The organism is Petrocella sp. (genome assembly GCF_059865615.1).
Window position 1 is genome coordinate 1 of sequence record NZ_JCBCDA010000031.1, and the last position, 23,725, is coordinate 23,725.

General features: G+C 37.7%; 26 protein-coding genes and 1 riboswitch. Of the genes, 2 read left to right on the forward strand and 24 right to left on the reverse strand.

Features of this window, described 5'->3' with window-relative positions; genetic code table 11:
• From ltrA to AC6F8J_RS03810, 10 genes are all read right to left on the reverse strand, one after another.
• On the reverse strand, nucleotides 1-1,052 hold a 1,052-nt coding region (gene ltrA, locus AC6F8J_RS03765; protein ID WP_500721138.1), incomplete at its 3' end, for a group II intron reverse transcriptase/maturase.
• A gap of 565 nt (nucleotides 1,053-1,617) precedes the next feature.
• Nucleotides 1,618-3,408, reverse strand: a complete 1,791-nt coding sequence (locus tag AC6F8J_RS03770; RefSeq protein WP_500721139.1) for an aldehyde ferredoxin oxidoreductase C-terminal domain-containing protein — start codon at nucleotides 3,406-3,408, stop codon at nucleotides 1,618-1,620.
• A 52-nt stretch (nucleotides 3,409-3,460) separates the two neighbouring features.
• Nucleotides 3,461-3,579, reverse strand: a riboswitch (molybdenum cofactor riboswitch).
• Complete coding sequence (locus tag AC6F8J_RS03775; RefSeq protein ID WP_500721140.1) at nucleotides 3,579-4,025, reverse strand: MOSC domain-containing protein; 447 nt, start codon at nucleotides 4,023-4,025, stop codon at nucleotides 3,579-3,581. It overlaps the preceding riboswitch by 1 nt.
• A gap of 2 nt (nucleotides 4,026-4,027) precedes the next feature.
• Nucleotides 4,028-4,501, reverse strand: coding sequence for a cyclic pyranopterin monophosphate synthase MoaC (gene moaC, locus AC6F8J_RS03780; RefSeq protein ID WP_500721142.1), 474 nt, complete (start codon nucleotides 4,499-4,501; stop codon nucleotides 4,028-4,030).
• Between the two features lie 12 nt (nucleotides 4,502-4,513).
• A complete protein-coding gene (gene moaA, locus AC6F8J_RS03785; RefSeq protein ID WP_500721144.1) occupies nucleotides 4,514-5,470 on the reverse strand; it encodes a GTP 3',8-cyclase MoaA in 957 nt (318 codons plus the stop codon).
• Nucleotides 5,463-7,361 carry a molybdopterin biosynthesis protein gene (locus AC6F8J_RS03790; RefSeq protein ID WP_500721146.1) on the reverse strand — a complete coding sequence of 633 codons (1,899 nt, stop codon included), beginning with the start codon at nucleotides 7,359-7,361 and terminating at the stop codon, nucleotides 5,463-5,465. Before AC6F8J_RS03790 ends, moaA begins: the two co-directional genes overlap by 8 nt.
• Nucleotides 7,361-8,602 carry a molybdopterin-binding protein gene (locus AC6F8J_RS03795; RefSeq protein ID WP_500721148.1) on the reverse strand — a complete coding sequence of 414 codons (1,242 nt, stop codon included), beginning with the start codon at nucleotides 8,600-8,602 and terminating at the stop codon, nucleotides 7,361-7,363. Before AC6F8J_RS03795 ends, AC6F8J_RS03790 begins: the two co-directional genes overlap by 1 nt.
• Before the next feature lie 209 nt (nucleotides 8,603-8,811).
• Nucleotides 8,812-9,441, reverse strand: coding sequence for an ATP-binding cassette domain-containing protein (locus tag AC6F8J_RS03800; RefSeq protein WP_500721149.1), 630 nt, complete (start codon nucleotides 9,439-9,441; stop codon nucleotides 8,812-8,814).
• Nucleotide 9,442: 1 nt separating this feature from the next.
• On the reverse strand, nucleotides 9,443-10,132 hold the full coding sequence (locus AC6F8J_RS03805) for an ABC transporter permease (RefSeq protein ID WP_500721151.1): 690 nt from the start codon (nucleotides 10,130-10,132) through the stop codon (nucleotides 9,443-9,445).
• A 15-nt stretch (nucleotides 10,133-10,147) separates the two neighbouring features.
• Nucleotides 10,148-10,957, reverse strand: coding sequence for a substrate-binding domain-containing protein (locus AC6F8J_RS03810; protein ID WP_500721152.1), 810 nt, complete (start codon nucleotides 10,955-10,957; stop codon nucleotides 10,148-10,150).
• Nucleotides 10,958-11,162: 205 nt separating this feature from the next.
• Here AC6F8J_RS03810 and AC6F8J_RS03815 point away from each other — a divergent pair, with 205 nt between their 5' ends.
• Both AC6F8J_RS03815 and AC6F8J_RS03820 read left to right on the forward strand, forming a co-directional pair.
• Nucleotides 11,163-12,008 (forward strand): AraC family transcriptional regulator, encoded by an 846-nt coding sequence (locus tag AC6F8J_RS03815; protein ID WP_500721154.1) that lies wholly within the window; start codon nucleotides 11,163-11,165, stop codon nucleotides 12,006-12,008.
• A gap of 2 nt (nucleotides 12,009-12,010) precedes the next feature.
• Nucleotides 12,011-12,265 carry a MoaD-like domain-containing protein gene (locus AC6F8J_RS03820; protein ID WP_500721156.1) on the forward strand — a complete coding sequence of 85 codons (255 nt, stop codon included), beginning with the start codon at nucleotides 12,011-12,013 and terminating at the stop codon, nucleotides 12,263-12,265.
• A 48-nt stretch (nucleotides 12,266-12,313) separates the two neighbouring features.
• On the opposite strand, the gene AC6F8J_RS03825 is transcribed toward AC6F8J_RS03820, so the two are convergent.
• From AC6F8J_RS03825 to AC6F8J_RS03890, 14 genes are all read right to left on the reverse strand, one after another.
• Nucleotides 12,314-12,742, reverse strand: a complete 429-nt coding sequence (locus AC6F8J_RS03825) for an A24 family peptidase (protein ID WP_500721158.1) — start codon at nucleotides 12,740-12,742, stop codon at nucleotides 12,314-12,316.
• Between the two features lie 5 nt (nucleotides 12,743-12,747).
• The gene (locus AC6F8J_RS03830) at nucleotides 12,748-13,227 is read right to left on the reverse strand and encodes a hypothetical protein (RefSeq protein ID WP_500721159.1); all 480 of its coding nucleotides are present in this window, start codon (nucleotides 13,225-13,227) and stop codon (nucleotides 12,748-12,750) included.
• An 8-nt stretch (nucleotides 13,228-13,235) separates the two neighbouring features.
• The gene (locus tag AC6F8J_RS03835; protein WP_500721160.1) at nucleotides 13,236-13,712 is read right to left on the reverse strand and encodes a DUF4320 family protein; all 477 of its coding nucleotides are present in this window, start codon (nucleotides 13,710-13,712) and stop codon (nucleotides 13,236-13,238) included.
• Nucleotides 13,702-13,932 carry a hypothetical protein gene (locus AC6F8J_RS03840; protein ID WP_500721162.1) on the reverse strand — a complete coding sequence of 77 codons (231 nt, stop codon included), beginning with the start codon at nucleotides 13,930-13,932 and terminating at the stop codon, nucleotides 13,702-13,704. Before AC6F8J_RS03840 ends, AC6F8J_RS03835 begins: the two co-directional genes overlap by 11 nt.
• 64 nt (nucleotides 13,933-13,996) lie before the next feature.
• Nucleotides 13,997-14,872, reverse strand: a complete 876-nt coding sequence (locus tag AC6F8J_RS03845) for a type II secretion system F family protein (protein ID WP_500721164.1) — start codon at nucleotides 14,870-14,872, stop codon at nucleotides 13,997-13,999.
• Nucleotides 14,873-14,916: 44 nt separating this feature from the next.
• Nucleotides 14,917-15,843 carry a hypothetical protein gene (locus AC6F8J_RS03850; RefSeq protein WP_500721166.1) on the reverse strand — a complete coding sequence of 309 codons (927 nt, stop codon included), beginning with the start codon at nucleotides 15,841-15,843 and terminating at the stop codon, nucleotides 14,917-14,919.
• Nucleotides 15,844-15,855: 12 nt separating this feature from the next.
• Entirely contained in the window at nucleotides 15,856-17,355 is a 1,500-nt protein-coding gene (locus tag AC6F8J_RS03855) for an ATPase, T2SS/T4P/T4SS family (RefSeq protein WP_500721168.1), read from the reverse strand.
• A complete protein-coding gene (locus AC6F8J_RS03860) occupies nucleotides 17,342-18,124 on the reverse strand; it encodes a CpaE/TadZ family protein (RefSeq protein ID WP_500721169.1) in 783 nt (260 codons plus the stop codon). Before AC6F8J_RS03860 ends, AC6F8J_RS03855 begins: the two co-directional genes overlap by 14 nt.
• Before the next feature lie 16 nt (nucleotides 18,125-18,140).
• Nucleotides 18,141-19,127 (reverse strand): RcpC/CpaB family pilus assembly protein, encoded by a 987-nt coding sequence (cpaB, locus tag AC6F8J_RS03865; protein WP_500721171.1) that lies wholly within the window; start codon nucleotides 19,125-19,127, stop codon nucleotides 18,141-18,143.
• A gap of 15 nt (nucleotides 19,128-19,142) precedes the next feature.
• Complete coding sequence (locus tag AC6F8J_RS03870; RefSeq protein WP_500721173.1) at nucleotides 19,143-20,795, reverse strand: protein kinase domain-containing protein; 1,653 nt, start codon at nucleotides 20,793-20,795, stop codon at nucleotides 19,143-19,145.
• Nucleotides 20,796-20,820: 25 nt separating this feature from the next.
• On the reverse strand, nucleotides 20,821-21,390 hold the full coding sequence (locus AC6F8J_RS03875) for a hypothetical protein (RefSeq protein WP_500721175.1): 570 nt from the start codon (nucleotides 21,388-21,390) through the stop codon (nucleotides 20,821-20,823).
• 73 nt (nucleotides 21,391-21,463) lie between these two features.
• Nucleotides 21,464-21,757 (reverse strand): WXG100 family type VII secretion target, encoded by a 294-nt coding sequence (locus AC6F8J_RS03880; RefSeq protein ID WP_500721176.1) that lies wholly within the window; start codon nucleotides 21,755-21,757, stop codon nucleotides 21,464-21,466.
• A 54-nt stretch (nucleotides 21,758-21,811) separates the two neighbouring features.
• Nucleotides 21,812-22,105 carry a WXG100 family type VII secretion target gene (locus AC6F8J_RS03885; RefSeq protein WP_500721178.1) on the reverse strand — a complete coding sequence of 98 codons (294 nt, stop codon included), beginning with the start codon at nucleotides 22,103-22,105 and terminating at the stop codon, nucleotides 21,812-21,814.
• A gap of 14 nt (nucleotides 22,106-22,119) precedes the next feature.
• Complete coding sequence (locus AC6F8J_RS03890) at nucleotides 22,120-23,448, reverse strand: tetratricopeptide repeat protein (RefSeq protein WP_500721180.1); 1,329 nt, start codon at nucleotides 23,446-23,448, stop codon at nucleotides 22,120-22,122.
• Nucleotides 23,449-23,725: the final 277 nt, after the last annotated feature.

The window sequence follows — 23,725 nt, forward strand, 5'->3', positions numbered from 1 at the left end:
TCCTTTAGTGTTTCTTTGACTTTATCCCGCACTTTACTGATGGCATTTTTGCTTATCCATTGCTCCAAAGCATAATATTGTGCGCCACTTTTCATCTTTAATTTAACTTTCCTATTATGATATCCTAGAAAATCAAATCCATCTTTCCCTTCCCACAGATTAACTATTCTTGTCTTCTCCATGCTTAGGTCCAGTTCCAGCTTTGCCATAATTAACTTTATTGCCTTATAGCTATAAGAGACATTTTTGTGATTCTTGCAAACAATCACAAAGTCATCTGCGTAGCGTATGAGCTTGCCTAAATGTCCATAGTGTCTTTCCCATATCGTGTCTAAATAGTCTAGATATATATTTGCCAATAATGGGGATATAACGCCACCTTGTGGACTTCCTATGTAGCTAGTTTCCACTTCCCCATTTTCCATAACCCCTGCTTCAAGCCATTTCCTTATCAACTTTACAACCCGTCGATCACTGATTCGCTTCTCCACCAACATGATTAGCTTCTTATGATTTATATGATCAAAGTAGCCTTTAATGTCCGCTTCTAAAACATACATACCTTTATTATTACAGGCTTTTCGTATGTTTTCTAATGCTTGGTGTGCATTTTTCTTTGGCCTGAATCCATAGGAGCAGTCTTTAAAGTCTGCCTCAAATATCGGTTCTATAACTATCTTTGTTGCCGTCTGGACAATTCGGTCTTTTACCGCTGGTATTCCAAGTGGTCTTTCTTTTCCATTTGCTTTGGGGATGTACACTCTTCTTACTGGCTGTGGCTTATACTTACCTTGCATTAAGTCTTCTTGAATCTCTGCAATCAGTTTCTCCACACCATAAAATTCAATGTCCTCTATGGTTTGCTTATCGATTCCTGCACTTCCTTTGTTTTCTCTTACTTGTTGCCATCCTTGATAAAGTACATCTTTTCCATATACCTTATCGTATAATGCGTGATATCGCCTCCCACTATTCATCTTGGCTGATTGGTATAGTTTCCTTTGGAGTTGTTGAACTTTTTCTTTGGTGTTATTAGTCTTATTGACATTCACTCACTCGTACCTCCTTAGAAAACTTGAACTAAGCAGGGAACCTTCCCTCTGATACAGTTTTGTTGTCTGCACCGTCAACAGTAATATGTTCCCCTCCGACTTCCTTCCGACAGTCCACCATTTCACTTTCGCTTATAGGTTTTCTCGTTACACTTATGTTGTGTGTCGGTTAGGACCTCTCCAGTTCCGGCCTCTTACATTCACTACATACCGCTCCCCATACACCGGAGACTTCTTCACCAAAGGCTCCAAGTTCTACTTTGGCTTCCATGGATTTCGCTATTAAGGAATTAGCTCATCAGTCTCTTTGTCCTCTTTCGAGGTCTTATAACAGTGCTGCAGGATTCACTTTATGTTACGGTCTGTACCTTTGATAGAACCACTTAGGTCCATTTTCATGACGCTTCATGCATCGCTTCTCAACCATACATGGTCATATATCTATCACGCCCCTTGGCGGTTACGTGAGTCGGACTTACACCGACTTGCAAGTGGCCAGCTTTGCTGGACACGCTCCTAGAGAATAACAAAGGGGTCCCTTTCGGAACCCCTCAATCTTTAAGGATTAGATTTCAAGCAAACTTTTTCTCTCATCTGTAGGGATACCACCCGTACTCCAACCACGAAGTTCATAGTACTCAGGTAACAATTCTGAAAGTCTTGCCACATTACCTTTTGAAGGGCCTTCTGCAATAGGATCTTCAAGAAGTCGCTTAGGTAATGTATCTTGTGAAGGATCAACACCAGCATCAAGGTTAAATACCCTTTCAAGATTCCAGATACGTTCACCAGCAAGAAGCACGTCATCTGCTGTCCACTCGGTTCCAATAACTGCATTGGTCATAGCCGCATAATCACCTGCACCCATCGCAAAGGATGTGAATAGGCAAAGCCCGGATGAATCAATAAAAGCTGTAAAGTCTTGGAAGATCTTAACCCAAGCTGCTTTACCTTCAATGGTAAATCTGTCTAATTTTTCAGGTAAACCTAAAATCTCAGGTGAGATAAGGTAACCTCTTACGTGACAACCGCCACGGTTTGAAGTTGCATACTGAAGTCCTTGACCTTGGATAGCTCTTGGGTCATAAGCTGGTAATTCTTGTTTCTTAACAGACATGGACAGTTCAGGTACACCATAGGAATCTGCCAAACGATATGAACCGTCTGCCATCTTGTCGCCAAGACCTGCTCTCTCTCCAATACGCTTGGTCCATTCAACAACAGCATTGCTGTCACCAAAGTCCAATGTTAAACCATCTAAGTCCTCATCTTTGATGAAGCCTTTTTGATAGAGCTCCATAGCAGCTGCTATGGTCGCACCGGTTGATATGGTATCAAGACCATATTCATTACACCAGAAGTTAGATTTAATAATGGATGGCATATCTGAGACACCACAGTCACCGCCAAATGCCCAAATGGTTTCGTATTCAGGACCGCCGCCTTCAATATCATCGACTTTACAATAACGTCCACAAGCGATGGGGCACCTGTAACATGGGTCTTTTTTTGTCAAATATTTTTCAGCAAGGAGTTCACCACTGGTATCTTCCGCTTCAGAAAATTGAGATAATTGGAAGTTATTCGTAGGGAATACGCCACCTTCATTAATGATGTTAACAAGTACAGCTGTTCCATAAGTCGGTAGGCCCTGTCCTGTAACACCGTTTTCTCTGATTTTTGCGTTACAATCTTTGACGACAGCCTTAAGCGCTTCTTCGTTAGCGACGGCCACTTTTTTCGTACCACGGACTGTAATTGCTTTTAAGTTTTTGGAACCCATAACCGCACCAACACCTGAACGGCCTGCTGCTCTAGAAACGTCATTCATAACCGCTGCCATGTTAGAAAGTTTTTCTCCTGCCGGTCCAATCGTAAGGACTCTGGACTTTTCAGGTACTTCTTTTAGAAGTGTTTCTGTGGTTTCAGATACAACCTTACCCCATACATGGGCTGCGTCTCTGATCTCAACTTGATCGTCTTCAATCATAACATATACAGGTTTTTCTGATCGACCTTCTACAATGATTACATCATAACCCGAGAATTTAAGTTCAGCACCCCAGTATCCACCAGAGTTTGATGATGCAATTGTACCGGTAAGGGGTGACTTGGTTACAACCATATAACGTCCCCCAGTTGGTGTAGGTGTACCTGTTAATGGACCTGTTGCAAAAAGAATCTTATTCTCCGGACTTAAAGCATCCACTGATGGGGATACTTCATCCACGAATAGTTTCGTGCCTAGACCGCGACCACCGATGAATTTTTTTGCCTCATCCAGATTCAAATCTTCTACCTGTGAAACACCTTTACTTAGATCAATTCTTAGAACTTTACCTTGGTAACCGTACATATTTTGCCTCCTTCTCAAATTTGGTGCACTGAAAATCCAGTGCAAATAAACGTTACATTTATTTCCAAATCCTTTCCAAGAATGGGAGGCAGTACAGTTTCCCGTCCTACCCTTTGGTCAATGGTTCGTGGCTATAGCTTTAGAACCATTGACTCGGATTTTGGCTTCTTTTATTCTATAATTTCGATTGGGTCGCCTACTCTTATTTTACCTGTTTTTAAGACTCTTGTAAATATACCTTCTTTGGGCATAATGCACTGACCGACTTGAGCTTTGATGGCACAACCGGTGTGACACTCTTTACCAATTTGGGTTACTTCGTGGAAAGATTCTCCTATTTTCACTTTGGTACCTACAGGCAATGTATGAAGTATAATACCATCTGTCGTTAAGTTTTCTGCAAATTTGCCACTGCAAAGCCCTTCAATCCCTATCTTCGTCATTTTATCAATGCTTTCTTGAGCCAGCAAACTGACTTGACGGTGCCACTTACCTGCATGTGCATCTCCCACAAGACCATGATCCTCTTGAAACATGCCTTCCGGTATGGATTCTTTGATCACACCTTTTTCCTTGCTGATATTAATCGCACGTACTTTTCCAACAATCTCACTCATTGTCAATCCCCCTGTCTTTTATAGTGTCCCGACTTGCCACCGTTTTTTTCTATTAATCGCACCTGTCCGATGACCATATCCTTGTCAATGGCTTTGCACATATCGTAGATGGTCAGTGCGGCCACAGAAACTGCGGTCAATGCTTCCATCTCTACACCTGTTTTGCCATGTGTTTTTACCGTAGCTATGATTATAATCCGATCATCTTGTATCTCAAATTCAAGATTCACACCAGTGAGCATTAAGGGGTGACACATGGGTATGACGTCGCTGGTTTTTTTCGCCCCCATAATACCTGCCACCTGCGCTACATTCAGAACATCACCTTTTTTAATGCCTGCTGATTGAATGGCTTCAATGGTAGATGGCTTCATGACAATCTGTCCTTTGGCTACTGCAACCCTATAGGTATCTGACTTATCCGTCACTTCTACCATATGTGCTCTGCCATTTTCATTAAAATGTGTTAGACCCATATTGCCTCCTTTTTAGCCTCCGATTTGCACCATGTTTCTTAGGATACTTTTGCCGTTTTCCAGATTATGCTCTTTTGGTTTTTTCTGTATGGATTCTATAATATATTTTCTAAGATCTACGCCTTCATCTAGTGCTTTTTTAAGGTCGAATTCTTCGTCCGAGTGCAGACAGTACTTAAGTTTGCCTTCCGGTGTCAGTCTAATCCTGTTACAGTCCTCACAGAACTTGCAGGTGATTGGACTAATCAGACCGATTTTGCCTTTTCCACCGGGGAGTCTGTAATACTTTGCCGGTGATGCAGGGTCTTCATCTTCTACCTGTGTTAATTCAGGCACCCGTTCCAGTACCGTTTGATTAGCCAGGAAGTTGTTCTTGGACCATCTGGCTACTTCGCCAATGGGCATAAGTTCGATAAACCTGACATCTATGGCTTCCTCCTTAGTCATAGCGACAAAATTCGGAATCTCGTCATCATTAAAACCACCGATAAGCACCACATTCAACTTAATGGGGGTTAATCCCACACGCTTAGCTTCTTTAATACCTGCAAGCAAATCTTCCAAATGACCACCCCGTGTCATCCTTGAAAACTTCTCCGGGTCAAGTGAATCCACACTAATATTCACACGGTCTAGCCCGCTGTCTTTTAAATCCTGTGCTATGTCTTTTAAGAGCAGCCCGTTGGTGGTAAGGGCAACTTCTTTAATCTCTGTATGGGCTTTTATTTTTTCTATTAGCGTAAGAATGCCGCCACGCACCAGTGGTTCACCACCGGTGAGTCTTATTTTCGTGATGCCCATTTTTGCAAATATGCCAACGATGGCATCCATCTCTTCAATGGAGAGGATATCTTTATGTTCCATTTTCTCGATGCCATTTTCCGGCATGCAATATTGACACCTTAAGTTGCATCGATCGGTCACTGATAATCTTAAATAATTGATTTTCCTACCATAACTGTCAATCATCCTGTGCTCCTATCTGAAGTATGCTTCCCGCGTCATTATAGGTATAACCACCTATTAATTCTAGTTTATGCCTAAATCCCTCGGACTTCAAGACCTTAATAAAATTCTTTATTCTAGGTTCTTCCAAAACCTTATCTGAAACCAAAAAGTCATAGGCTTCATACCCAATGGGAATGAAATCAAGGCCCATGGTTTCTGCCGCCGCATAGATGCCAAGTCCCACATCCGTACCTTCAGATAAGACCGCTACAGCTACTGCCATATGGGTGGTTAACTCCCTATGATAACCTTCTATGTTCTCTGGATCTATGTCCCTCTTTTTTAATTCAAAGTCCAGAAGTTGTCGTGTACCGGCGCCTCGTTGCCTGTTGACAAAGACAACACCTTCCTTCGCTAGATCTTCAAACTTCTTTATACCTTTTGGATTGCCTTTTTTCACCATCAGGCCTTGAAGGCGCTTGACCCCTTGAATCAGTGACATATCCCCTTCTGGGAACATTTTTCTAACACTGGATATATTGTAAATCCCTGTGGTTTCATCGATGAGATGAATAGGTGCAATATGACATTCTTTTTTCTTCATGGCCATGAGTCCGCCAAAGCTACCGACATGGGTTGAAGATATCGGCATTTCATCGGCGATGATATCAATCAGCAGATCATGACTGCCGATGATTACCAAACGTTGTTCGATGTCCTCGAGTGCCTTCATTAATTCGACAGTAACCCATTCACCGGACTCAATCCCTTCAAAAAGTCTTGGAACCGTTAATATCCCATCGGCCCTTACCAGACTCATGGTGGCGCCGGCACCTCTACTTAGGGGTGTCACGATCCACTGATCCTCCACTTGACCCACTGTAACCCTTATGAGTTCTTCGTTTTTAACTGAGGATATAATTCTTTGGGTCAGTTTGGCCTTAACTTGATGATGGGCATAGGGCAATCCATACCAGGATTCAATCAATGGTCTAACAAATTTTTCAAAGGCAAAAAAAGCTGAAACCGGGTAGCCTGGAAGACCTACAATACCCTTGCCATCCATCTTCCCAAGAATCGTCGGCTTACCCGGCTTAATGGCTACACCATGAACAATCACGTCACCGAGTTCTTCTATAATATTTACAGTAAAGTCCTTTGATCCGGCTGATGAGCCGGCGATGGTCATAAGAAAATCATTTTCCTCGATGCCCTTTTTTATAGCTGCTGTTAGTATGGCAGGATCATCTATTGCAGGCGCATAGACTATAGGTTCACACCCTAGTTCTAACAATAAACCTTTAATCACACTTGAATTGGTATCTAGTATTTTACCTTTTTCCAGGGCTTCCATGGTTTGAACAATCTCATTACCTGTTGGCAGTATACCGACTTTTAGTTTATTAAGAACCTCTATATGATCTACACCACCACTAAGCAGTGCCCCTAGATCTAGAGGTCTAATCTTGTGCCTACTTGGCAGAATCATCTCTCCACTAATAATGTCTTCTCCCACTTGGCGAATGTGTTGCCAAGCATAGGCCGCTTCAATAATCTCCACTTGATCATCATCTAGAGGGGCGATGTCTTCAATCATGATGACTGCATCTTTACCCCTAGGCATAAGATTGCCCGTATTAACGTATTCATAATCATCATGAAGCTTCAACTTCAGGGGATTTCTTTCATTAGCACCATGGGTTCCTTCTGCAACCACCGCAATGCCGTCCATAGCTGCACAATGGTCACCTGGCGAAGAACGTTTGGCAAAAACTGCCTTGGCTGTTGTTCTATGTAAAGCTTCATTTGCGCCAATAATTTGTGTCCCTACAGGACTGGGCAAGGCTTCTAGGTAAGTTTTAAGTGCTTCTTCAAGGGGAATGTTGGTAATGTATGCGTTATCTCTTCCCATTAACTTGTCACCTCCTTGATTAAAGTGACTTCTACTTCCTGGCCTTTGTATAGACCTTCTTGTTCACTGGTGATCTGAATATAACCTGTTGCCTTTGTAAGCAAGGTCATAAGCCCGGATTTGCCTTGAATCGGTGTGGCGTAATAGATGCCTTCCTCACGGTGTAAAACCGTCATGACAAAAGTATCTTTTCCGGGCGCCGCATGAAGATTGGTGGTCATGATTGCACGGACTTTAAAATCATCTGATGGTCGCATCTGTGAACTTCTAATATATGGCTTTACCAGTATTTCAAAGATAATGGCCGATGCTGCCGGATGACCGGGTAAGCCGAAGACCATCTTACCTTCTACCTTACCGACGATCGTCGGTTTTCCAGGTTTTACAGATATACCGTGCATTAGAATCTCTCCAGTTTCAAAGGATTCAATGGCTGATTTGGTATAATCACAGGTACCAACCGAACTACCACCGGATAAAATGACCAGATCTGCAATCTGGGCGCTATGTTCTAGTGCCGCTCTTAAAGCTTCAAAATCATCTTTGATGAGGGCTTTATAAACCACCTCACCGCCGCAAGCCATAACCGCACCTGATAAAGTATATCCGTTGATGTCCCGAATCTGTCCAGGATTTGGCACTTGGTCACAATCGATGATCTCATCGCCTGTGGAAAGTATAGCCACTTTGATTTTACTTAAAACCTTGACTTGACCAAAGCCCACACCGGCAAGTATGCCCATATCATAAGCTGATATCTTTTCACCTTTTCTTAGAACAACATCTTTTTCCTTTAAGTCGTCACCTTTATAAGTAATGTTCTCACCAAAAGCTATGGGCTTTTTTATAAGGAGGGTCTGGTCATCTAACAACTCTGTATGTTCAATCATAACCATACCATCTGCACCTTCCGGTAACATGCCCCCGGTCGGTACATAGACGGCTTCACCTAGGTGACAAACCATAGAAGCGGCTTCACCCATTAAGACTTCACTTTTGGGCGTTAGAATAGAAGGTATGCTGTCAGAGGCACCTAGCACATCTTTGACTTTAACAGCATAACCATCCACTGTGGAACGGTTAAATGCCGGTATGTCCACCTGTGCGTAAATAGTTTCACTCACAGTGCGGCCATGGCTATTTAGCAAATGGACGCTTTCGCTTTTAAGTTCTATGGTATTGTCTTTTGAAAGTACGATGGCTTTTGCATCATGGAGTGATTTCATATTGAAAATATTCACAGTGAGGTCCTTCCATATAATGTATTTTTATGATTTAATATCTGGTTAAGGCGTCAAAACTATATAGTTGAACTTTCACCTACCATATGTAGTTATGAATGTATCAACGTAATCTACATATGGTAGGCGAATTTAGTGAAACTTAGTTTTGACCCTTTAACCATATCTATAACTTGATTTCTATAACTTAATTTCTATAGCTTACAAATCTATATTCTTTTACCTTTTCTCATATATACAATCTCATCACACACACGCTTCACTTGATCCAAGTTGTGAGAAATCATGATTATGGTCATATTCTGAAGCTTGTTTCTTTTTGTGATAGCTTCTTCAATTGTCATGGTGGTAGCCGGATCAATACTGGCTGTCGGTTCATCCAACAACAAGACTTCAGGATCAAATACCAAGGCCCTTGCAAGAGCTACTTTCTGAGATTCTCCGCCGGATAATTGGGTGGCCAATTGATCTCTCAGTTCTGTTACTTGCAACTCTTCCATAATCTCAAAGGCTTTTCTTTCTATGATTTTACTGTCCATATTTCTGATTTTCAGCGGATAGATAATGTTCTCATAGACGCTGCTTCTCATAAGATAAGGCGTTTGGCTTAGATAAGTGATTTTTTTCATCAGGCTTGGTCCAAGGGGTTGGTCGTTGTAGACGATGCTACCTGAATCATGGTTTTCAAGCCCGGCAAGGATTTTTAGTAATGTGGTTTTACCCGCACCATTGTCCCCTGTAACACCATATATGTTACCGCTTAGAAATCCAATGCTGTTCATATCCACAACGGTTTTGTCTTGATATTTTTTTATGAGATTCGTCACCTGAATATTCATATCATTCTCCCGCTACATAATGGTAAAGTATGGTGTTAACCATAAAGGAAATCAGTAAAAGTACAATCCCCATGGAAATCGCCACAGCATAGTTACCCATAGAGCTGTTCATGGCGATGTATGTGGTCATGACCCTTGTGTGGCCTTTAATGTTGCCGCCTACAATCATAACGGCACCCACTTCAGAGGTGGCTCTTCCAAATCCTGTCACTAAAGCAATCAAAAGTGTGATGCGCATCTCGCTTATAAGCAACTTCAGCGTCTGCAATCTGCCAGCGCCCAGTGTCATGCCAATCTGCTTTATGGCCGGACCTTGTTGCTTTGCATCGTTGTAGACAATTCCTAATATAATAGGGGTGATGAGAATCATCTGAGCAATCACCATCGCAGTCGGTGTAAATATAAGACCCAATGATCCGAGAGGGCCACTCCTTGAGAGGAACAAGGCCACCAAGAGACCGATCACCACCGGTGGCAAACTCATCATGGTATAGATGGTTCGGGTGAAGGTCTTTTTGAATCTAAAAGATTTGATCCCAAGGTACAAGCCTAAAGGGATACCTATAAGGGCTGATAATATTGTGGAAGTAAAAGAAAGCCCGATGGATAATCCTATAATCCCATAGACTTCTCTATCAAATCGAAACAACAATAATAATGCTTCTTTTAATCCTTCCATTAATAACGCCATCAAAAAGCTCCTTCATTATTTTGCATTCGGAAAAAATAAAGCTTGACCATATAGGTCCTGACCAAATTCACCAATCATCTCTTGTGTATCAGAAGATAGAAGCCACGCTATAAAGGCATTGGCACCACTGTTGTTAATCTCATTGTTCTTAGTAGGATCCACTGCAATAACACCGTACTCATTTAATAAAAGATCATCGGCTTCAAAAACGATTTCCAGTTCTAATGAGTCCTTCATAGAAAGATAGGTAGCTCGGTCTGTTAAGGTAAACGCACGCAGTTCATTGGCCATCTGGAGCACATCGCCCATACCTTTTCCTGCTGATATGTACCAGTCACCTTCTGGCTCGATACCTACTGCTGCCCATATGCTAAGTTCCTTTTTATGGGTGCCTGAATCGTCACCTCGTGAAACAAACTTGTCTTTATTGTTTTCTATGCTCTCTAAGGTTTCGCCTATACTAGCATATTCAAGAGCTTGTGGTCCAACAAGAACAAAGTCATTGTACATCACGTCAAACCGTTCCACGCCATGTCCTTCTTCAACAAACTCAACTTCACTGGCTTTTGCATGGACAAGTAAAACATCCGCTTCACCGTCACGTCCCATTTGAAGAGCTTTTCCTGTTCCTACAGCAACGACTTTCACTTCAATGCCGGTTTCTTCTGTAAAACTCGGTAAAATATAATCCAACAAACCACTATCTTGTGTACTTGTTGTCGTAGATAGCAATATGAACTCAGGTTCTTTTGTCATGTTCATAACTGCCCATGCCGTTAATACCAAAGCAAATACAATTACAACGCCAATGATTTTTTTATTCATCATAACCTCCCAAATTTATTATTCTTCTTCTTTAATTATATAGTAATTCTGTCCAAAAAACTATCGGATTATTAAAAAAAGTAGCGCATAATTATAAAAATCTTATGAGAAAGTTGTCTCAGGAGCGTCATCCGTTGATAATATAGGGTGGCTATGCTATTATGGTGATAGTAGGCAGACGCTTTGTGACCTAGGAGGCCGACGGATGATTCAAAATTTTGATCGCTATTTTGAGAAGAACGATGGTATAGAAACGGATTACATTAAAATCCTATATTATGATCTTGCAAAAGACTATAAAGCCACTTACAAATCTTACCAATACACACGGCTTTGTACCATAGTAGAAGGTTCAAAACATGTTAAAATCAATGATGGCAATGAGTTTACTTATTCCACCTCTGATTTTATTTTATTGCCCCCAAATTCCAGCGTCAAAATGGAAATGAAAGAAGATACCAAAGCCATTGTCTACGAGATTAAGGACAAGCTATTGGATGATATGATTAGAAGAATTGAGCATCAATTCGAGTACGAAGTGACAACAGCCGATAAACCGGTTGTGCGCAATCACTTGATGGCCCAAATCAAATCACAGATAGAGCGAATCAATACCTACAGTATGAGTCAGGACCCAAACAAGGAATTCCTTATTGATCTGCTTTCTCAGGAAATGGTCTATACCTTGATTAAAAACTATAAGTTACCCCTTCGTGCCCGAAAAAAAGAAGAGCCTGTGGCATATGCGGTTCAATGCCTCAAAGACCATCTCTCAGATTCAGATATGACGGTGAACGAGATAGCCTATGAACTGAACATGTCCCCCTCTAACTTGATACCCCTTTTCAAAAAGGCAACAGGGCTGACACCCAAGGCTTATCACAACTTACTTAAAATCAATAAGGCAAAGGAATTGTTGCTTCACAAAAACGTATCCGAGGTCAGTTATGATCTTGGTTTTGAAAGTATTTCCTATTTCATTAAACTCTTTAAGCACCATCTCGGACTGACGCCAAAACAATACACCATGAAATACAAACAGGATCATTAGTTATGGAACAAATGATCCAAATTATAAGTGGCATTCACCTTCATTACTTACGGGACTATTTTCTCAGCATCGCATCCTCTCACAAAGACAACGACTATTATGGCGAGCATTGGCATATACAGCTGATTCCACAAGAAGACCAGGTACACGGCATTCTAACCCTACCAAAAACCCATATCATATTTGAGGGAAATGAAGATATCATAAAATACCAAGCGAATGCCTATAGAATGAAGTTTTTATCTGCTGGCGGGTGAAGAAGACTCAAGTGATGCTACTATCAGCTGGGAGAACTGCCCCCTCGGTTAGGTATAAAAAATCCAAAATGTACAAATCACACCACCAAGAATAGACGGACAACATATGGTTGTACCCGCCGTTCTAAATGCCTTATTCTTGATAAAATTCATGATCATCTTAATGACATAAACAATAAGCAATATCATAAGCATCGATATAAATACATATAAGGCCTTATAACCAATTGCAAAGGCTATGTTAATCATTAACTTCGCATCCCCACCCTTATATAACACATCTAATAAAAATATGTTTGCAATAAGACTTATTACAAAAGCTATGACATATTCTATATTATAATCTACTATTAGTAATACTAAGTTGATTATAAAGGTGATGCCATTTAACCTATTACTTATTTTTCCAAACTTAATGTCCGTGACGGTTGCCATAACTGAAACAATGGATATAAATCCCCATCTTATTAATACCATTATGTCTAGTCCAATCTTTGGTTTTTACTTACTATATCAATAGGTATTTCAAATCTAATATTAGGCCCAACATACTCATCCAATAATCCTTGCAAGAATATAGGCTTTAAGAATACCACCACACTTACTTCCAGTTTAGGTGGGTTTTCTGTTGGCGTAATACTTAAAATATTAACGGCATATTCATAGTTGTCATTACGATGTTCCATTGTCGACATCGACAAGTCTAGTGCATCAACCAAATAATCTTCAAAATCATATTCAATCATACTTACATCCATCTGCGATACACCATCTATTCTATATTCATCATCCATAGATTTAACGATGGCAATATTCGCAGCTATTTGTAATTCTTTTTTAACTTTTCTTTGTGTTGCATAAACATTCTGCACTTCAATTATGATCATAATGATCACTAAAAATAGAAAAATGCCTCCAAACAGCATAGGTATTGAGGTTCCCGCATCATTCTTTTCATCCATTTTATCACCTACATTTCACTCGGTCTCCAATACACTTGCCCAACACCTTTTAATCTTTTCTTTATGACAAGATCATGGGTAATAGGGTTACTGAACATGGGATCCATCAATGTTATTGGCATCGTTAATTCCACATTCACATAGAAGGGTTCACCAATCTGAATAAGCCTTGTTCCTCTTGTACTGTTAATAAAATTACCTTCATAATAAATATTAGGACTAATATTCATCTCAAAACAAAGCGCATCCACCATATTTTCTATCTCCGTGTCTATCTCTCCAACACTTTGAATTTCATTAACGATTACGCTTGCAACATGAAACACATTGTCTCTTGTGACCAATGGCTCATACAAAGAGATACCACAATAAATGACACTTAGAAGAATTATAATAGCAACAATAACATAAACATATCCCTGCTCATCCTGTATGAGCTTTTCAAATTTATTTTTTACTATTTTGATTCCAATCTTAGAGTCCAAGAGTATCGCTCACCTTATCAAACATATCCGTTATTAAGTTAGGTAACGCCGCATTTATGCCAGCTACTATGAGTCCAATGACTGTAATTACAACAAATATCCCCGCTACAAACCCTACACCTCTTGTTCCTCCATCATCGCCTCTTTCATCAATCATTAAGTTTCTAAACTTTCCAATAACACTTTCTTTCACTTCATTTAATAACATATAGATTCTCATAACTTTCTCCTCCTTTGGCACTTTGTGCCATTATAATCAACCCTTATAGGTTGTTTTTCTTGTGTCAAATAGTACTGTTCATTAAAAACATGATAAAAGGTATAAAAATGATAATAAGGCTGGATACGGCAACGACCATACTCACAAAGTTGACTCTCTTCGGATACTTTTTTAATTTTTTTTCTAAGTTGGCGAGAGCTAGTTCTTTCATGTTTTTCTCTACAATATCAAAATAGGATGTTTGATCAATTCCTTTTTCCACTGCAATTATGCCTCGAATCAGATCACTCATTTCAGGTATTGATATCCTTATGTCCATATTCTCTAAAGCTTTAACCCTAGAACTCTCATCTGAAACGACGTCTGCGGTTGTCATCTCTGAGAGTGTTAGTTCAAGGTCATATCTTAATGCTGATGCCGTTCTTTTTTCATAATATATTTTCAGTGTTTTAATAACATCTTTACCGCTTTTAATGTTACTGATGAAATATCTTGCAAAATAGGGTAGCTCCCAGCTGATTTGCTTCTCCTTACTTTGCATTTTTTTGTTAATATAATCTTTCTTCTGAATGTAGTAAATGGGTGCTAATCCTAGAACACCGATCATACTGATCTTAATCCCTAATATATAGAACACAATACCAGAAGCAAAAATTAACAAACCCTTCGTTATACAGATGGCTTCATAGGTTCTTGGATCTTCGTCTATACCCACCTTTTTCAAACGATAGGCCATTTCTCGCGTCTTGTCCGGTGACATATATACAAGAAGTCTGATAACCTTAACCATAGGCATAAGCAGTACATCCATAATATGAACCGTTTTTTCTTTTTTTATCTTGGCTCTATGTATATACTTAGATGCTTTTCTATTTGGTATGATTACAAAAGCACTAATCAAACTATATAAAATCGTAAAAATGAGTATACATAAAGCCATGTTCATTAAAAACCGCATATCCTCTCACCTCCAATGCCCCACCGTTACTGTAATTTATCAATGGGTTTGTTTTTATTTAATAGATATACGGTACCTGCAAAAATAATGGTAAACACCAGCGCTATACAAAACTTACCAATTATTGTATTCACCAAATAGTGGTACACATCCGTTAATAATATTTTGAAAACAGGTATAATCGCAATGGTTATTATAACCGTTGTAAAATATTGGGTGAGTGCAGATTCTACAACAATGTCTGCTTTTCTTTGCATAATTCGCATATCCGACATTTTTTGCACGATTGCCGGCAGTAAGTGTTTGTTATCTTTATCATCCACACAATCAATCAAGACCAAACACCAATCTTCCCACTCATGATTGTCAATTCTATTCTTAAGATGTCCGATTGTCTCTTGAAGGTTGGGATTGATGACCGTACTTTCAATGTAAAACTCATTGAATATCGTTCTAAATGGTTCTACCATTCTGCTCATATTTTCTTTTACCGCTAACTTAATGTTTTCATTTTGCAAATAACTATTCGTAACGATTGATGTCACAAAAGGCAAATTATTATTGATGATCTTTTTCTGCCTTAGTTGAATAAATTTAAGTATCTGTAGCGGTATATAAGTTAAAAATATTGTCAATATAATGGATAAAAATCCGTTTTTCAGTATCAAACCAATCAAAAATCCACATACCCCACTTAGAATCGTAATTCTCATGAATTTGTCATATGTCATATCGGATTTTCCACTGCTTAAAGTATTTACAATTTCTTCTCTCTGTTTTTCAAAAAAACCTTTTTTTCTCTTTGTAAGTTGATCTCTTTTAATGTCTTTCAGTCTTTTTGACATATTTTTTTCAAACAATGTAATTTCAAATATATCGTTAGCATCAATGACCGTAAATATTAGAAGTGTTAACGTTACAAAAATTATAATATATACCAAAGTTGTATTCACAAGCGCTCACCTCTATTCAAATATAAAATCATCCATGACTTTTTGCAATTCAACAGATTCTCTGCTCCATGCCTCGCCTGCAAATCTTCTAATGGTGTCGATGCCAACACCTTTGTTAAATAGCTTTGCTGCCGTTTTATCTGTTATGTGATGAACCTTTTCGTGTTTACCGATGATTTTTGTGATTCTTCCTGTCTCATCCACTTCTTTTCCCATTACCTTATATTGATACAACAATCTTCCCTTGATTTTCTTTTCCCTAGCCTCATACCCAGTGGCTTCAAAAATCTTCGTTACTTTTCTTGTTCTATCCGGTAATTGCTCTATAATTACCATAAAAGGGAATGCCCGTACAAGCAGACCAAGCAGTAAATCTTCTGACAGATTTGTTCCGGACATCATGCACATCGTCAGCATTCTAAAGTAACCACCTGTTACATCTTCAGCATGAAAGGAAGTAATGACTGCATGACCCGTTCTTGCAGATTCTTGAGCCGTCATGGCTTCTTTCCCTCTCATCTCAGCAGGTGCAATGATATTAGGATTAAATCTTAATAGAAGCTTTAATATGTCATCCGGAGAAACATTTCTTTTCTCATCCTCAGAAGGTCTTGTTTTTGTATGTATGACCCTACTAATTGTTTTCTTCTTATCTTGATCTTTATATATTAATGATATTTCTCTTGTATCTTCTTCCATTGTACAGATTCTATCTTTTCCTTCTTTAGCAATATCATAAAGTATACTTTGCATAAAAGCCGTTTTACCTGAATTTGTTTCACCGCCAATGCCAATGGACATACCATTGGAAAGTAAGCATTTAATAAGATCATATTCCTCTTCTTGGCAGGTTCCAATCTCCATGAAATCTTCTCTAGAAAACACCTTCATGCGTTGCTTTCTAATTGAAAATATAATCCCAACCTCTTCATCAACAATTGGACTAATTGCCGCCGATATTCTTAGACCCGTACCTAAAAAACTATCAACTTGAGGTGTTTTATTGTTAAGATTTTTGCCACCTAACTCAACCATTTTTCTAACGATGTCAATCGCATGATGTTTTGATTGAAATTTATCTTCAATTTTTTCCCATCCCTTAAAGGTAATGATCTCAATATCATCCCATGCATTACCATCAATCTCTTCTACATCATCTCTTTCAAGGTATTTTTCTAGAAAAGATAATCCGGTTATGTCTTTATATAATTCTTCCGCCAGCTTTGTTGGGTCAGAAAACCCTTCAACATTTAACTCTTCATGTTTCAAATAGTCCAGTATTTTTTTCTTGACGATTTTCTTTGCTTGATCATCATCGATGCTATGAATAAGTTCTGCTGTATCATTTTTGGTAAGTAATTCTCTAATTGTATTTAATGCATTTATATATTTTCCTTGTCGATCTTTATCATCAATTGCTTCATTTGTATCTTTCCCCTGTTCATTAAAAATCAACTTGTCATACGAACTAGATATGCCTTGAAGATTGGTTGTAAGTTTATTCTCCTGCAATTTTCTCCACCTCTTTTACGTTGGTTTCTTCTGTATTTGATACCTTTATACGCCCTTGTTTTTCATCCATATAATCAACAAATTGCTTTATCGCATTTAAATACTTTTTTTTCTTTACAAGATGTATTTCACCAATGTTTTCCTTCTCTTCAAAACTAGGATCATATGGAAATTCATGACAAGGTAATCCGATACAATTATCTAAAATATCCGACTTTCTTATATAACCTTGGTCGGCATTCAATACAAAGTCAGATTTCTGCGGATCTATTATTTTATTGATGAGGATTGAATGGGCATTATGATAGGTCATGCCTTGCAATGTAGGTTTAACCACCTCTATGATATGGTCAGACTGTTTAAATGCTGTATAGACTAAGACATCATTTGGCCTGTCGGTACCATCTACAATTAGGTAATCGAACTTGTTTTTCAAAGTTATGATAACGTTTTCTACATCTTCTTCGTTAACGTTTGTCAATGTCATAACATCATCTTCGTCCGCTAAAGAAATAATAAAAATATCCAGTTTTTCCACATGGCTAATACATCCTTTAATGATATGATCTTGTGGTTTCAACAAACCATTTGAAAGGGATTTTTCTTTACTAACAGATGTTCCTAACAATCTTTGCAAATATCCAAAAGCTGTATTACAACTTAGAATACCCACTAAATGCCCTCTTCTCGAATACTCCATAGCTGTATGAATGGATAAAATGGTTTTGCCGTTTCCATTCATACCCCATAAGCTAATTACTCTTCCCATTTTATAATCCCCCTAATTAATCTAAGCCAAAACCATGATCAACATTCCCACTATTTGTATTATTATTCAATGCATTATTAACCGGCTCATTTATGATACTTGGCGTTATTGTCCCCGTTGTATGTGTTGTTTCACTAGGATCAACATTCCCAGTCGAACCTATTGTTTCAGCCGAATCTGTGTTTTTCATATTTGCTACCGGTGATGCTTTGATATCTAATAGCTTCTTTTGTTCTAATATGAGACTTTCTTTTTTTGCAACATCCCTTGTTACAAACGCTATATGTATGATACCTAAGTTTTCTGCTTCAACCAGCTTTTTGGCTTGTTCCGGATAACATTTAAATATAATCGTACTTGGTATGTTGTTGTGATTAGAATAACTTTTTATATTGAGTTCTTTCTCTTTTTCTAGTGTCTCTGTAACCTCTTTAATATCTTCTGTTTTACTGTTTGTAATACCTACAACTTCTACATAACTCAACTCCGGAAAATCAATTATTGTCGCAGCACCTGTATTCTCAAGTGTCTGAGCCCCTTCTCTTGCCTCCTTTTTATACACATAGATCTTAACAACATCGCCTTCTTGAACTTTACCGGATAATGCTGCTGCAAGTGTTGGTACTGTTACAGCAATACATACTTTGTCATCCTCAAGATTATATAAAAAATTGTCTTTATTATCTCTTAGTTCCATGAATTTTTCAGAAACCAGATTATCAGAAGGAAACAGTGTCGCCTTGCTATACTTTCCTACAATCTCTTTCGTATCTGTTATAACGTTACCCGGAAGGTTATACTTACCCACTTCCACTTTTGTTAACATCTCTGAGGTGATTTGTATATTTGCCTCTATCTGGTCTTTTACTTTTACGACTTCAATAAGCGCCTCTTCTCTTTCAATGATTTTGGGTAGCCCCACAAAAACTATACCACCGGTAAAAATCAAACATACAAGCACGACGATTAGTTTTTTACCATCTTTTATTCTTATTCTTGCCATCAATCTCTACCCCCTTTAGTTTAGAATGTTATTTATTATTTTATCCACTTCTTGACTCTTCTTAAATGGTTCACAACAAGGAATATCCACACACTTCACGCTTTTAAACCGCTTTTTAAATGTCTTTGCCCCATTAATAATAGGGAATGCAAAAACGAAATTATGATGATTAAAAAGTTCTGATTTTTCATAGATTGCTTTTATACCGTCTACTTGCCAGAACTGCATACCTACAACGACAATTTTTCTATCACACCTAATAAACTCAGTAAAATTTGCTTGCTTCAAGAGGCTTTTTTTATCACTGCTGTCCTCTCCAAAAAATGTCATACTGCCAAAATCATAGATGATATAATCGTAATTTTTTTTATAAACCTCTTGCATGTTTTTCATGTCTTCCTGATACTTATAGATGTCGATATGATTCATCGTAGTAAATAAATCCTCATCATAGTCTTTTTCACTCTCGACTATAAACTTAAAACAATTCACATCTGTCATCTCAACAACTGCCGTTTTATATTTTTGTTGCGCAAGTACGCCTCCACATAAAAACGCTGTATGTGTAACACCAGCACCAACGCATGTTCCAGTAATACCGATGTGTATGGTCGTATTCTTATTCATTCTTGTATTCCTATTTTGTAAATCTAACAGAATCTTTTTAAGTTCATTGGCTGAAAAGAACCTCATTTGAGAATCTTTTTCTAGACATGTATGAATAATAGATGCGAATTCATCTGATAAAAAAGGGCAGAAATCTTTAATGTTATGATTGTTCTTAGGTGAATTTCTTGTAAATAGATAATACATCGTAGCGCCTAAAGCATAGATGTCACTTCGCTCATCAACTTTCTTCAATCCGCCTTCTTGTTCCGGTGAAGAAAATATCGGACTATAACCATATGTTATATAATCTTCTTCATCTTTATCAATATAAGTCGCAATCCCAAAATCGATTAATATAACTTTGTTGTCCTCAGTGATCAAAATATTTTGTGGTTTAATATCCATATGTAATATATTTTTATTATGAATATATTGTAATGCCTCACATATCTGAACCATCCAATTAATGACGTCTTTTTCTTGAAAATTCTCGCCTTCATTTAATAGGGTATATAGCGATTGACCTTCAACTAAACTCTCAATGATAAAGATACCTCTTTTATCTTCAAAAAGATCTGCAATCTTAGGCAGAGATACATGGTTTAGCTTAACCAGTATATCTTTTTCATTCATCGATCCGCTAAAGTGCTTTACAGCCCACTGATTTCCAAGCTCAACATTGGTACATACATAAACACTACCTTGGGACCCACTTCCTAGAATATGATCAATTCTATACTTGTTATTTAACAAATCCCCTTCTTTTATAGAAGGACCCTCACGCGGTAATGTTTGACTCATCGTATTAGATGCATTGGTTTCTGTAAGATTACTTTGTAAAGCGGTTTGTAATTCTTGTTCACCACAAGTATCACTTAATAAGATGGTACCCATTTCCTCCGTTAATCGTGTTGTATTTAAGTCACTTATTGATATGGAGGTTAGCTTACTTGAAGTTTGTTCATGTTTGATCTTGTTTTTCAATTTGACTATATAGCCAACTAACACTATGATGATTGCTACTAATATAAGACTTATATAAATGTATATATATTGCATATTATGTCTCCTCTATAAAGGGATTCTACTGATTAACCATAAGGATATCCTGATTGGTAAAACGCTTAATGTCTTGAAAAAAATCTTCCCTTATTTCATCCGGAATATAGACATAATCTTGATTGTGTTTGACGTCATTTGTATAATCTTTTATTATTTCTTTTGACTGATTTACAAAACTGCTCATGACCTGAGCGCCACATGTAATCCTAATACAATTTAATGCTGTATTAAATTCCAATAGCTTAACTCGGTCATAATCAAAACGATACTGTTCTTTTCTAAGCCCCATACGGTCTTTTTTCTCAATGTTATGGTTTACCAATAACATATGATCCTCAAAAAACATAAAACTTGACGATGTTTCTTTAAATCCGCCTGTTCCGGTCTCCCTCATTCTAATAATAAAATAGATGATAATGATAAAAGAGGTGGAACCAATTGAAAAATCACCCATTAATAATTTAAAAACTACTACAATGGCCCATAAGGCTATACCAACTTTTAATGCTGTTCTTAGACCTTTATTTGATTGATCTTTTTGTGCATATACCTTATTCAAGAAGTTATATGCTTTTAATTCTTTTGGCTCCATCTCATTTCCCCTCCATTAATAAGAAGCCTACCGGCACCTCCTATATATGAGATGCCAGAGCTTCTTAAAAAATTTACCCTTTAAATGCTTTTGATACTTCTAAGTCCGTTTGTTCAATAGCTTCTGCTGCCCCATTTAATTGACTCATGATGCCTTCAACTACCTCCGGAAATTGTTCTTTTAATATAGGTTTCATTGTTTCAAACGCTTCAAGAAAAGCACTTTGTGCTGCACCTTCCCAGTTGTTAGCGATTTCATCGATTTTACTAATAATTGATCCAACCTCATCAACTATCTGTGATTTTCTTTCCCCTAGAAATGTTGCCCCATCTCTTAGTTCTTGTGGTGTAATTCTAATTTGAGCCATTTTTAAATTCTCCTTTTTCATCATTATATTTATCACGACTTTCGTCTTTGATATCTAGTAAATCAATTTTTCCCCATCCTCTAGTACCTCTATATATCTATCTTGTGCTTCTTTTAACAACTCAATCATAAACTCTATAACCAAATTATATTTATCTACACTGTCAGCCCAATCGTTCTGGAATAAAGCAAAAAACTTCTCTCCGGCAGCGGATCTCCAGCTTTCATTGTTTAAAATATCAACTTTTTCCGTCAAATTCTCTTTGATTCGAACCATTTCATCCATCGCCTTTTTATAATCATTCATCGCTTCTGTAAATGCATCTATATCAACTCTAAAATCCGGCATATGCTAACCTCTCCCTATTGCTCGCCGCCTATATTGATTAACGGGTTTAATTCTTTTGCGGTTGCGAGCTGTTCTTTGGCTTTCTCTTCTTGTCCCAAATCTTCATATATGCTGCTTTTGATTGCATAAGCCTCTGCACTTTTAGGATTTAGTACGAGTATGTAATCAAGAAGTTCCATCGATTTATCATATTCTTTCAAATCCTTGTGACAAAGGACTCTAAACATATATGCATCCATATTTCCCGGCTCTTTAATCGTAATCATTCTAAACAATTTACAAGCTTCTTCGAATAATGCCTTGGCTTCTTGGGTTCTACCCAATTTGTTTAAACAAAACGGCTTATAATACGTTGCCGCCATTGTATAAGACGATTGTTCAGTTTCATATGACAGTACTTCTACATTCTCAAGTACCTTCTCATAATTCTGGACGCCTAAATATGCATTCATTAAGAAGTATCTGCTCTCGTAATCTATATAGCCATCTTCTAGTGCTTTAAGCTTTTCTAGATTTTCTAGTGTTGCTTCTAAGTCTTCTTTTTGAGCATACGCTTTCGCCCTTTCAAAAATAAGATTTCTTAATTCGATTTCACTGCCTTCCATTTTTTCTGCTTCATCTATTATTTCAAGAGCAAGATCATATTCTCCCTTAATATTACATAGACGGATTTTATCATATACAAGAGAAACATCCTCCGGAAACAATTCAATAGATTTTTTAACAACTTGTTCCGCTTCTTCATATTTCTTTAAGACACAGTAAATCTCAAATCTCAAATGGTAGCCTTCAAAAATATCCGGACAATAAGCGTTTAGTTCTTCCAGAGTCTGAATTGCTTCTTCATAATTCTTCAGATTAATATAAATACCGGCCTTCTTAAGTCTAAAATCAGGCCTTAAAGGTTCCTTTGTTATTGCTTTTGAATAATTTCTTATGGCCATTGGATAGTTTTCTAATTCTTCATAAACAAGCGCAAGGTTATAATTTAGTTGTGCATCCTCGTAACCATAGGCTTTTGCCTTGTTATAAGACTCTATCCCCTTATCAAAATTGTTTTTGATAAATTGTATATTGCCAATATGGAAATATACAAGTGGGTTTGTTTTGTCTATCAGTAATGCTTTTCTAAAATTCTCTTCAGCTTCTTCATATTTTTCTATTGATGCGTATACTATTCCCATATTAATGTATGTATCTATGAACATTGGATTGATTTTTTGTGCTTTTTCAAAGTATACAATCGCTTCATCATACTTTTTTGCACCTAGTAATGTTAATCCTTGGAGATTGAACTCCTCATACTCTGCCATACTCGTTTCTGTTTCTAATAATGCCCCCATATCCATTCTCCTTACTTTTTTTATTAATAGGTTCTATCATCCTCATACATATCACCATTTATGTTGATATATGTGTTCATCTTATTGCCTAGCTTTCCTGATGGTGTATATGAATCACAGACGTGAATTTGCCGGATATTTATCGTATTTGATACCTGTTATGGCAAAATTCACATTTTCATTCATGACTATCAAATCTTTAGACACGATATTATTGGTTATATTTTTTTCTTCTATGACTTGGTCTTTATTTACTCTTATACTGATATTCATCTTT

Bases quoted from the DNA above. Each gene is read 5' to 3' on its own strand.
- AC6F8J_RS03875 (WP_500721175.1), bottom strand. From the start codon at position 21,390: ATGGAGCCAAAAGAATTAAAAGCATATAACTTCTTGAATAAGGTATAT.
- AC6F8J_RS03890 (WP_500721180.1), bottom strand. From the start codon at position 23,448: ATGGGGGCATTATTAGAAACAGAAACGAGTATGGCAGAGTATGAGGAG.
- AC6F8J_RS03860 (WP_500721169.1), bottom strand. From the start codon at position 18,124: ATGGGAAGAGTAATTAGCTTATGGGGTATGAATGGAAACGGCAAAACC.
- AC6F8J_RS03885 (WP_500721178.1), bottom strand. From the start codon at position 22,105: ATGCCGGATTTTAGAGTTGATATAGATGCATTTACAGAAGCGATGAAT.
- moaC (WP_500721142.1), bottom strand. From the start codon at position 4,501: ATGGGTCTAACACATTTTAATGAAAATGGCAGAGCACATATGGTAGAA.
- AC6F8J_RS03830 (WP_500721159.1), bottom strand. From the start codon at position 13,227: ATGGATGAAAAGAATGATGCGGGAACCTCAATACCTATGCTGTTTGGA.
- AC6F8J_RS03805 (WP_500721151.1), bottom strand. From the start codon at position 10,132: ATGGCGTTATTAATGGAAGGATTAAAAGAAGCATTATTATTGTTGTTT.
- AC6F8J_RS03790 (WP_500721146.1), bottom strand. From the start codon at position 7,361: ATGGGAAGAGATAACGCATACATTACCAACATTCCCCTTGAAGAAGCA.
- AC6F8J_RS03770 (WP_500721139.1), bottom strand. From the start codon at position 3,408: ATGTACGGTTACCAAGGTAAAGTTCTAAGAATTGATCTAAGTAAAGGT.
- moaA (WP_500721144.1), bottom strand. From the start codon at position 5,470: ATGATTGACAGTTATGGTAGGAAAATCAATTATTTAAGATTATCAGTG.
- AC6F8J_RS03775 (WP_500721140.1), bottom strand. From the start codon at position 4,025: ATGAGTGAGATTGTTGGAAAAGTACGTGCGATTAATATCAGCAAGGAA.
- AC6F8J_RS03820 (WP_500721156.1), top strand. From the start codon at position 12,011: ATGGAACAAATGATCCAAATTATAAGTGGCATTCACCTTCATTACTTA.
- AC6F8J_RS03815 (WP_500721154.1), top strand. From the start codon at position 11,163: ATGATTCAAAATTTTGATCGCTATTTTGAGAAGAACGATGGTATAGAA.
- AC6F8J_RS03810 (WP_500721152.1), bottom strand. From the start codon at position 10,957: ATGAATAAAAAAATCATTGGCGTTGTAATTGTATTTGCTTTGGTATTA.
- AC6F8J_RS03870 (WP_500721173.1), bottom strand. From the start codon at position 20,795: ATGCAATATATATACATTTATATAAGTCTTATATTAGTAGCAATCATC.
- AC6F8J_RS03840 (WP_500721162.1), bottom strand. From the start codon at position 13,932: ATGAGAATCTATATGTTATTAAATGAAGTGAAAGAAAGTGTTATTGGA.
- AC6F8J_RS03880 (WP_500721176.1), bottom strand. From the start codon at position 21,757: ATGGCTCAAATTAGAATTACACCACAAGAACTAAGAGATGGGGCAACA.
- cpaB (WP_500721171.1), bottom strand. From the start codon at position 19,127: ATGGCAAGAATAAGAATAAAAGATGGTAAAAAACTAATCGTCGTGCTT.
- AC6F8J_RS03845 (WP_500721164.1), bottom strand. From the start codon at position 14,872: ATGGCTTTATGTATACTCATTTTTACGATTTTATATAGTTTGATTAGT.
- AC6F8J_RS03825 (WP_500721158.1), bottom strand. From the start codon at position 12,742: ATGGTATTAATAAGATGGGGATTTATATCCATTGTTTCAGTTATGGCA.
- AC6F8J_RS03800 (WP_500721149.1), bottom strand. From the start codon at position 9,441: ATGAATATTCAGGTGACGAATCTCATAAAAAAATATCAAGACAAAACC.